Here is an 8,237-nt window from a genome sequence, read left to right as displayed (position 1 = left end):
GCATGCGGTGAAAGCTGCACGTGCGGTTCGGCGGGGGGATCAGGGCTGACTCCATGAGCAGCACCAATCCTACCCGACTGACCGAAAATATGGGGCCATGCGAGGCCGACTGCCCCGCGGCGATCCTCGATCTGCTGAGCCCGACCGAGCATGAATATGCGCTCGATTGGCGCGCACGTTGCCGGGCGAACCTTGCGCACCGCGCGCGCAAACTCGCGGACGGGGATCGCATCCGGCTTCCCGAGCCGGTGACCTTCACCGACGGTAATGTCGCGCAGGAGTTCGTCGTCTGCAAGCGCGGCCGGAGGCTCGTGCTTCGCGATCCGCAGAATGGCTGCTTCTACCGGATCAGTCGCCTCATGACGCGCGCCTGGGTGGTCGTACCGGTCACCAAGATCCACAAGACGCTGTTTGCATGAGCGTCAATCCTCGAGGAGAAAGGGATCAGGTCATGACGACGGCCATCGACAGGCGTTGTCTGTCTCCCAAACGCCAGTTGCTCTGCAGCCGCGAGAATGCCCTGCGCGTCGCCAGCCGGATTTTCGATCATTCGCAGGGTAAGGTAAGCATCCTGCGCACTACCGATCCGCTGCAGCCTTTCCGCATCTCTACCGACCCTGCGTCGTCGGGCCTGATCGTCCTCGAGATGGTCGCCTGAAGCCCTCTCCATTCATGTCTTCCGGAGCAAAGCCCATCCGCATGCTGACCGCCGCTGCAACGCAGCCAGGCCCATGATCCCGCCGCTCGCGACCCATGGCAAGAGGGAAGGGGGATGAATGACGGTGTTCTCCAAGCTGGAAGGATCCGCCATGGACACTAACTTTTACATTACCGCGCGGTCTTCGAAATTCCCCCTCGACTACGCACACAGCAGGGAGGACGCAGCCGCGCTGCTCGCGCGTCACCGCGATCGCCATCCCGACGCTGTTGTCGAGTCCACCAACGCCTATTTCGAACGCACGCGCGCCGAAACATTGGCGTCATTTCCTCTCAGCCGGATCACGCAGCGTTTCTACGACGCTATGCTGGGCGTTCTCCCGCCACAATATATCAAGGGCGTTGCGGGCTTCTTTCTCTCCGAAGCGGCGACCCAGAACATCCACGCCCAGTTCATCGTGCATGGCGGCTGCACCTACGGTGGTTACGCGGACCTGGCGCGCGAATCCCGCAAGATCTGGACCATTGCCGACGTCCTTGAACTCGAAAGCCGGGCCGGCGCGCGCACCTTGACGTTCGACTGGTTTCCTGGGGACTGAACTTCGTGTTCGACGCAATGGAAAAGATCAGCGCCCTTTGTCATAGACATCGAATGTATCGTTTTCTGTGTTTCCTATTCCTTGTCTCCGCATGCGACGTCCGGGGTGCTCCCGTCAATGAGCCGGGGTTTACCGCATCCGCTCGCGCGCTCGATGGCGACACGATTGCAGCCGATTTCCGTCTCCTTGGTGTCGATGCGTTCGAGCGCCGTCAGCTCTGTGAACGGGCGCGGTCGTGCTGGGAATGTGGCAAGGCGGCTCAGGATCATGCCGCGCGGATTCTGGGCGAAGCCGACGCCCAAATCCGGCTCACCAACCGCTCGAGCTATGGTCGGCCGGTGGCGACTGTGACCGTGAAAGGCCGCGATCTCGGAGAGACGCTGATCCGCGCGGGTCTCGCCATTCCCCAACCCCAATTCCTGAAAACCGATCCGGCGCGTGCGAAGCAATATACCGAAGCCTTTGCCGCCGCGCAGCGAAACAAGGCTGGCGCGTTCGCTGGCCAGTGGATCGAGCCGGCTCGGTGGCGGCGCGGCGACCGCCTCGCTTGTGAGCGGTGATCTCCAAGGCTGGAGCGGCGTACCGCGCGGTCCCGTCAGGCAGTGAGGCCGGGATCGGCCCACCAGGAACGGCCTTGCCTGAAGTTCTCGGTTGAGGCGACGACAGGGCCATCCGGTTCGTCAGCTACATAAGGCGAGACCAGCGGACGTGCCCTGATTTTCCGGCGGTGGATGCTGCCCGCGACGCGGCCGCGCGCTTCGAGCAGCTCTTCGAGCCACATCAGATCGTCGAGCATCTCGACGATGCCGCGGCCAGCGAGGCAGAAATAGATGCAGCGCTGGAAATCGTCGCCTGCCGGATTGCTCAGGATGGACGCGAGCTTGCGCTTGCCGCCCGTCTCACCCTCATGGACCCAGGACATCGCCTCGCGCAGTTCGCGCACCGAATAATAGGCATCCTCGACATGCATACCGATCGCCGCATTGGCCAGCATGCGGCGGGTGGGGCGGTTTTGATCGTCAAGCGCGGCATCGCGCAGCGTCACATCGAGATCGAACGGTTCAAAATAGCGGGCGGCCTGCTCGGTCATTAAAAATCTCCCTTGAATGGAACATAACATGAACAATTATCCGGTCAAGTCACGCTCGATCGCTGTCATGGTGGGACTGCCGCACCTTGCTGATGGGGTGCTCCTGCGGCGCGCCCGACAGCTTCAGCAGCCCGTCCTGATTTCCGCCAATGCCCTGTCGCGCTGGTCGACGAAGCGAGGTTGGCGCGAATGGGCCGGCTGGACGACGCGGCCACTCATGAATGCGCATGGTCTTCGCAGCCTCAGCCTCGACAGCGCGGGGTTCAGCGCAATGGTCACCTATGGGCGCTATCCCTGGACGGTCGATGATTATGTCGGCCTGGCCGCAGCCTATCCATTCCGCTGGTGGGCAAGCCTCGACTATTGCGTCGAGCAGGAAGTGGCCAGCGATCGCAACGAGGTGCTCGACCGCATGTCCCGTACCATCCGGGCCAACATCGAATGCCGGCTGCGCGCTGAAAATGCCGGGATCGATGCGACCTTCATGCCGGTCATTCAGGGACGTCATCCCGGTGATTATGAACGCTGTGCAGTGGCGCTCGCGCATATGATCGAGCGCGCCGGGCTTGTCGGTGTCGGCAGCATGTGCCGGCGCCCTGTCCATGGCGCGGATGGACTGATCGCCGTCGTTGATCGTCTCGACCAGGTGCTGCCAAGGCAGACCCGTCTGCATCTCTTCGGCGTCAAGGGCGCCGCCATCCCCTATCTCACCGCCTTCGCCCATCGTATCGCCTCGATCGACAGCCAGGCCTATGGGGTCAGCGCGCGCATCGCCGCGCGACGTTGTGGTCAAGCCAAGACCGACCGCTTGGTGGCGGACCATATGACGCAGTGGTTGCTCAGACAGCATGCTCGCCTTGATCGGCCTTCGCGACAGTTGCCGGTGCAACCTGAGGTGCCGCCACCTCCCGAACCGGCAGACCCCTGGGAGCGGGTGATCGCACAGGCGCGCCGCGAGATACGCGATCTCATCGAAACCGGCGATCTCGACCATGACGAGATGACGGCCCTGTGGACCGAGCAATGGGCAGCGGACATCTACGGCGCAGCATCAGCGGACTGAAGGTGAGGAGAGGGGGAACGGAGGTGTGAGCGGCCGAACCGCTCGAGACCCGGAGACTCTCATGAATTATGATCTCGCCTTCCGCTACAGTCAGGCTCTCGATCCCAGCGCGCTGATCACGATCGGCACGGCGCTGCATGCGATCCACGCCGCCATCACCGATTGCCGCAACGCCGGCATCGATCTCGAACGTGATCCGGCGGTTATTCTGCTTGCGCGCCATCTGGGGACGGTGTGCGAAACGCGTGCACCGGACGCGGATCTGCGGCGCGACTGCATCGCGCGGATCGCCGAGCTGCGGAACCGGCCGGTTCTGAAGACGCTCGCCTATCGCGGCGTTGCCCATGACGAGCCCGCCAAGCGCCTGTTTCATTCGGAGGGGCGCGCCGCCATGCGCCGCCTGGCCGACGCCCTCGCGCTCGACGAGGGCAGTTTCGATATCCGGTCCAACAAGGGTGGTCCCGCCGTGTCAGGCGAAGTGACGCTGCACGGCGAGGATGTCTGGGTGCAACTCTCGCTCGGCCTCTCCGGTCCCGATCGGGAAGTGTGCTTTCGCAAGGTGCAGGGCCGCGACGATCATCTTGGAGACCGTAATTGTTGGGCGTCAATCCGCGAACTTGTCGACCCGGGCCGCTTCGCCGCACGAATCCGGCGGGAGCTTCGCTTGTCCACATCGCAGCCCGTTGTTCCCCGTCTCGTCGCCTGAACGAAGGCGATCATGCGCATTCTTTTCGTCCGCGTCAGGATCGGCGTCCAGGAGTCGGGCTATTCCTATCGCCTCTATATACCTTTCACGGAAAGTTCGTTCGAACGGCAAGCGTTGATCTCGGTGCATTCCGATTTCGGGCGCGGGCTTGCGCGCGCGTATGCCAGTTGTGGGTGTGATCGAGAAACTGTCGGAGCGGTACGCTGTCCCCTCCGACCATCGCCGCCACGTCTCCTGGGATTCGCATCGAAGGAGACCGATGATGTCAGAGCCGTTTGACCCCGCTGACACCGACGCATGGATTGCCCATGGTCGAAGCCCGGTACAAGCAGCGGCGCTCGCTGATGCCTGGCGCCGCTTCCCGGACCTTGCGAACGATTCCCCACTCGATCAGCGCATGGCACGTATGCGCGAGCGTGTCACGGCACTGCGGCCGGTGATGGAAGCGATGGCGCACATGGTCGAGGCGGAACGACAGGCCCGCAATTTCGCCTTCACCGCAAGACGAGTCGCCGAGGGACGGGGGGATGATCGCGATCGTGCCATTCTGCGCGCGCGCGATCTCCATGGCCATGACTGGGATCGATCGGTCCGCTATGCCGATGGCTGGTATGCCGCGCATGCGGGCTGGGATCCCGAATGCCGCAAGCCTGGCCCACTCGATGCGGGCGCCGAAGCCTATGATCACGGCTTTTGCGATGGTGGCGGCAACCGCGATGACCTCTTCGACACCGCGCGCCGCGCCTTGATGGTGGATCGCACACCAACGTCTTCGGCCATTTTGCCCGCGCGGCCTCGTCCCAGCGAATGGCTCAAGCCGACTGACGTGCCGCGGCCGGCACGCTGGCATCGTCGCCTCCTCCTGATCGGTGCGCCCGAAGCCGGACTGGTCGCCGCGCCGGCAAAAACGGCCCTGCTTCGTCCGGCTCTCGATTCCTGCTCGGGCTGCGGGGAGGCGACCATCGTCGTCATTTCCGGAGCCGGTTTTCACCCTCTCGATAGAGCCGATACGGCGCTGCCCCTCGGTGGTCCCGAAGCACTGGAGGTACTCGCGTCCGATCGCGCACTCCAGGCCTGCTTGCGGGCGCTGCTCGGTGATCGCGACTTTGATGACATCCTTGTCGCTGCCCAAGGGTATTATCTGGCTTTGCTCGATGCACATGCTGCAGCGCTTCCGCTTTGCCGGACAATGGAACGAACGCGGAACACCGCGCTCCAGCAACGGACGCACTTTCGTATCTGGCTCGACCGTGGGTTTCTCGCGGGCCAGACGGTCGGGGCAGGCCACATTCGTTGGGGCAAGGCCGTCAATGGCCTGACGGGCCGGCTCGGAGAATTTACGGCCCGTTATGCCGGCAAGCTTCCCCCGCGCGGCCACCGCATCGTCATCGAAACCGCCGACGGTAAGCCTGCCGCGGGCTTCGTCACGGCGCGAGGCGAGCCATTGGCATGGGAAACCGTCATCGCAAATCGCGCCCGTCTGCGCAGCACGATGGCAGCGCGCCTGCGGGCATTCGGCGGTGCAACGCGGCTGGCATGGCCAAGGCCAGCAAACACGTCAATCCAGGGAAGGAACGATTCTATGGACGCCTCCCGCGCAAGGTAGTTTCTCGATGTTGCTCCGGCATTGGATGCGTGAATCTATCCGGCCTGTTGATTGAGGTGTTTTCGCCCCTGGCCATGATGGGAATCCGCGCGGTTCAGTGCCTTTTAAGATGAGCGGCCTCGAGGGCCATCGTTCCTTACAGGCTGTGAAGCGGCGGTCCGTGCCGTTACACCATCAAGTCTTCACCTCGCATTTGTAACCTCTGATCAGATTGCGGCCCGCTGCCCGAACGGTCACGCCATTTTGTAACTTTCGCCGCTTCGCAACATCGCCCAGGCCATGCGAGCAGTCTTGTTTGCCATGGCGACGAGTGTCTTGTTGTGGCCTGCCCTTGATTGCAGTTCCTGCGCCCATTTTGAACGCCGGTCGTCATGCTTGGCGATCCGCAGCAACGCAGACCGTGCACCATGTATCAGCTGGCGCCTCAGGTAATGATTGGCTCTGTTCCCGATACCACCGAGCCTTGGCTTTCCGCCGGTCGTGTATTGTCGCGGAACCAGTCCAATCCAGGCAGAAAGGGCTCGGCCGGATGCGAAGTGTCGGCCATCGTCAATTGCGGCGATGAGGGAGGTTGCGACAATCGGTCCTACCCCCGGCAGCGTAGTCAGACGTTTGCAACGATCGTCTCTCCGGCAGATATCAACCAGCATGTCATCCAGAGTGGATACTCTGGCATCCAAGTCGCGATACTCCTCGACGAGCTTCAGGAACAGGTCCTTCGCCAAGTGCGATAGTTCGGCAATTTCGATCATCTTGTCGACCTGCAGCCGGAACCGGGACGCACCTGCCGGCATGACGACGCCATACTCGGCCAAAAGACCACGAGTGTGATTGATCAACGCGGTGCGCTGCACGATCAGTCTGTCACGCGTTCGGTGCAGAGCTTGCAGATCCTGCTGTTCGACGCTCTTCAGCGGCACGAACCGCATGGTTGGCCTGTTGGCAGCTTCGAAAATGGCTTCGGCATCAACCGCATCATTCTTCGATCCCTTCACGAATGGCTTGACGAAACGCGGATGGATCAGGCGAACGGCATAACTCAGCGCCTCGAAGACGCGGCCCCAGTGGTGTGAACTGGCGCAGGCTTCCATCGCGACCGACTGCGGTTGCAATCTGGTCACCGCATCGACCAGCTTTGCCCTGCTAACCTTCCGCGAGATTACCTCACCTTCGCAAGTGATCCCGTAGATGTGAAAAGACTGCTTGCCCAAATCGATCGCTAGCATTTGCATGTGATGAACTCCTCTTCCCGGTCGCTGTGGCAACATGCTCGGCCCGCTTGCGGGAGGCGTCCATCCCATAAGATGAAAATCCGAAAGGTGACTATTGGCGTCACGCTGTTGATGCATGACAGCGATGAGGATCGCCTCTCGACCATGAGCCTCGCCCGTATCGGCGAGGAAATGGACTTCGGTGACATGGTTGGCGCCTTCGCCATCACATCCGCCGACGATGTCCCACCCCATGCCCTGCAGGCTGAACTCACCGCGCTCGGCAACGACGGCACCTTCTTTGACGACAGGATGGAGCACGCAGATGACTGACGGATCGTCCATGACGAAAGCATGCACAGTCGCCGCAGTGCTGTGCGAGTTGCTCGAGACCCACATGCAGGCATGCGACGTGGGAGGGCGGCCGTCAGGGGATCACCACCATCATATCGTCTCGGCTGTGCATGGAACCCGTGCTGACGTGGAAATCCTCTCCAGCTGTGAAAATGAAGACGGTGTCGAGATCGGGTTGACGCTCAATGATGGCGCCACCTTCCGGATACAGGTTGAGAGCCTGTCCGCATCTCCTGGTCAGGAATAGCCCCATGACCGAGGACGAATTCGATCAACTCGTTGATGATGCGACGCATGCAGTCAACAATCTAATCCCGGATCTCTATCTCGACGGCATGGGCGACACTGCCCATAGCGGTGTGCTTTACGCGATCAATGATGCCCTCAGCACTATATTGCGGGACGTCATCGAACCCCGCTGATGACTTCGGCCTCGATCGGGGCTGACGATGTCGGCCGTGCGCCAAGGCATCTGGGCCTGTCACCCGCGATCATTCCAATGCCTCAAAGGGAGATCAGCATGTCTGCGCCAACCCATTTCGTTCACGTCTATGCCACCGTGCGCGTCAAACTGGGCGTGACCGCACATGACCAGTTTGCAGCAATGAAGGAGGCAGATCGCCTTCTCTTTGCCAACGGTTTCGGTGTTCGTCTGATTCCGAGTGCTACAGGAGTGCTTGAAGCGGACTACGCCGAAGAAGTGTCCGGCTATCTTGTCGACGAAGCGGGCGACCACGAATACGACCGGAGCCGGACCTATGCTGCCGATGGTGCACCCATTTCGTGAAATATGTCACGCTGCGAGGCCTGACACTATCGAATTTGGGTAATGCTCGTCAGGCTTTCGTCAGACTTGTCGGCGATGTTCGCATGCGTGAGAACGGCGGTGGAAAACTAGACCACGGTAGCGGCGGGATTGTCCGGCTGCGGGCGGCGTAAAAGTCGTCCACT

General features: G+C 61.7%; 13 protein-coding genes. 11 read left to right on the top strand and 2 right to left on the bottom strand.

The window, feature by feature from the left end; genetic code table 11:
* The first annotated feature begins 53 nt into the window (after positions 1-53).
* The 4 genes from CV103_RS05125 (at position 54) to CV103_RS05110 (ending at position 1,816) form a co-directional block, all read left to right on the top strand.
* Positions 54-419 carry a DUF6927 domain-containing protein gene (locus CV103_RS05125; RefSeq protein WP_020819410.1) on the top strand — a complete coding sequence of 122 codons (366 nt, stop codon included), beginning with the start codon at positions 54-56 and terminating at the stop codon, positions 417-419.
* Between the two features lie 32 nt (positions 420-451).
* A complete protein-coding gene (locus CV103_RS05120) occupies positions 452-658 on the top strand; it encodes a hypothetical protein (protein ID WP_020819411.1) in 207 nt (68 codons plus the stop codon).
* Positions 659-776: 118 nt separating this feature from the next.
* Positions 777-1,256, top strand: coding sequence for a hypothetical protein (locus CV103_RS05115; RefSeq protein WP_020819412.1), 480 nt, complete (start codon positions 777-779; stop codon positions 1,254-1,256).
* 53 nt (positions 1,257-1,309) lie between these two features.
* Complete coding sequence (locus tag CV103_RS05110; protein ID WP_020819413.1) at positions 1,310-1,816, top strand: thermonuclease family protein; 507 nt, start codon at positions 1,310-1,312, stop codon at positions 1,814-1,816.
* 35 nt (positions 1,817-1,851) lie between these two features.
* Here CV103_RS05110 and CV103_RS05105 read toward each other — a convergent pair whose 3' ends face one another.
* Positions 1,852-2,346 (bottom strand): hypothetical protein, encoded by a 495-nt coding sequence (locus tag CV103_RS05105; RefSeq protein WP_020819414.1) that lies wholly within the window; start codon positions 2,344-2,346, stop codon positions 1,852-1,854.
* Positions 2,347-2,374: 28 nt separating this feature from the next.
* Between CV103_RS05105 and CV103_RS05100 the strand changes: the two genes are divergently transcribed.
* The 3 genes from CV103_RS05100 (at position 2,375) to CV103_RS05090 (ending at position 5,721) form a co-directional block, all read left to right on the top strand.
* On the top strand, positions 2,375-3,409 hold the full coding sequence (locus CV103_RS05100; protein WP_020819415.1) for a deazapurine DNA modification protein DpdA family protein: 1,035 nt from the start codon (positions 2,375-2,377) through the stop codon (positions 3,407-3,409).
* Positions 3,410-3,470: 61 nt separating this feature from the next.
* Entirely contained in the window at positions 3,471-4,115 is a 645-nt protein-coding gene (locus CV103_RS05095) for a hypothetical protein (RefSeq protein WP_020819416.1), read from the top strand.
* A gap of 262 nt (positions 4,116-4,377) precedes the next feature.
* A complete protein-coding gene (locus CV103_RS05090) occupies positions 4,378-5,721 on the top strand; it encodes a hypothetical protein (RefSeq protein ID WP_335339766.1) in 1,344 nt (447 codons plus the stop codon).
* Between the two features lie 233 nt (positions 5,722-5,954).
* Here the strand turns inward: CV103_RS05090 and CV103_RS05085 are convergent, their stop codons facing one another.
* A complete protein-coding gene (locus CV103_RS05085) occupies positions 5,955-6,953 on the bottom strand; it encodes an IS110 family RNA-guided transposase (RefSeq protein ID WP_020819418.1) in 999 nt (332 codons plus the stop codon).
* A gap of 72 nt (positions 6,954-7,025) precedes the next feature.
* Between CV103_RS05085 and CV103_RS05080 the strand changes: the two genes are divergently transcribed.
* The 4 genes from CV103_RS05080 (at position 7,026) to CV103_RS05070 (ending at position 8,073) form a co-directional block, all read left to right on the top strand.
* On the top strand, positions 7,026-7,265 hold the full coding sequence (locus CV103_RS05080) for a hypothetical protein (RefSeq protein WP_020819419.1): 240 nt from the start codon (positions 7,026-7,028) through the stop codon (positions 7,263-7,265).
* A complete protein-coding gene (locus CV103_RS22045) occupies positions 7,258-7,533 on the top strand; it encodes a hypothetical protein (protein ID WP_025160948.1) in 276 nt (91 codons plus the stop codon). Before CV103_RS05080 ends, CV103_RS22045 begins: the two co-directional genes overlap by 8 nt.
* Positions 7,534-7,537: 4 nt before the next feature.
* Positions 7,538-7,708 (top strand): hypothetical protein, encoded by a 171-nt coding sequence (locus CV103_RS22325; protein WP_020819421.1) that lies wholly within the window; start codon positions 7,538-7,540, stop codon positions 7,706-7,708.
* A 98-nt stretch (positions 7,709-7,806) separates the two neighbouring features.
* Positions 7,807-8,073 (top strand): hypothetical protein, encoded by a 267-nt coding sequence (locus CV103_RS05070; protein WP_025160949.1) that lies wholly within the window; start codon positions 7,807-7,809, stop codon positions 8,071-8,073.
* Positions 8,074-8,237 lie beyond the last annotated feature (164 nt).

The organism is Edaphosphingomonas fennica, assembly GCF_003034225.1.
GTDB classification, from domain to species: Bacteria; Pseudomonadota; Alphaproteobacteria; order Sphingomonadales; family Sphingomonadaceae; genus Sphingomonas_E; species Sphingomonas_E fennica.
This window is presented reverse-complemented; position numbering and strand designations above follow the sequence as displayed.

Coding starts and splice junctions, on each gene's coding strand:
- CV103_RS05125 (WP_020819410.1), top strand. CDS start 54: ATGAGCAGCACCAATCCTACCCGACTGACCGAAAATATGGGGCCATGC.
- CV103_RS05120 (WP_020819411.1), top strand. CDS start 452: ATGACGACGGCCATCGACAGGCGTTGTCTGTCTCCCAAACGCCAGTTG.
- CV103_RS05115 (WP_020819412.1), top strand. CDS start 777: ATGACGGTGTTCTCCAAGCTGGAAGGATCCGCCATGGACACTAACTTT.
- CV103_RS05110 (WP_020819413.1), top strand. CDS start 1,310: ATGTATCGTTTTCTGTGTTTCCTATTCCTTGTCTCCGCATGCGACGTC.
- CV103_RS05105 (WP_020819414.1), bottom strand. CDS start 2,346: ATGACCGAGCAGGCCGCCCGCTATTTTGAACCGTTCGATCTCGATGTG.
- CV103_RS05100 (WP_020819415.1), top strand. CDS start 2,375: ATGAACAATTATCCGGTCAAGTCACGCTCGATCGCTGTCATGGTGGGA.
- CV103_RS05095 (WP_020819416.1), top strand. CDS start 3,471: ATGAATTATGATCTCGCCTTCCGCTACAGTCAGGCTCTCGATCCCAGC.
- CV103_RS05090 (WP_335339766.1), top strand. CDS start 4,378: ATGTCAGAGCCGTTTGACCCCGCTGACACCGACGCATGGATTGCCCAT.
- CV103_RS05085 (WP_020819418.1), bottom strand. CDS start 6,953: ATGCAAATGCTAGCGATCGATTTGGGCAAGCAGTCTTTTCACATCTAC.
- CV103_RS05080 (WP_020819419.1), top strand. CDS start 7,026: ATGAAAATCCGAAAGGTGACTATTGGCGTCACGCTGTTGATGCATGAC.
- CV103_RS22045 (WP_025160948.1), top strand. CDS start 7,258: ATGACTGACGGATCGTCCATGACGAAAGCATGCACAGTCGCCGCAGTG.
- CV103_RS22325 (WP_020819421.1), top strand. CDS start 7,538: ATGACCGAGGACGAATTCGATCAACTCGTTGATGATGCGACGCATGCA.
- CV103_RS05070 (WP_025160949.1), top strand. CDS start 7,807: ATGTCTGCGCCAACCCATTTCGTTCACGTCTATGCCACCGTGCGCGTC.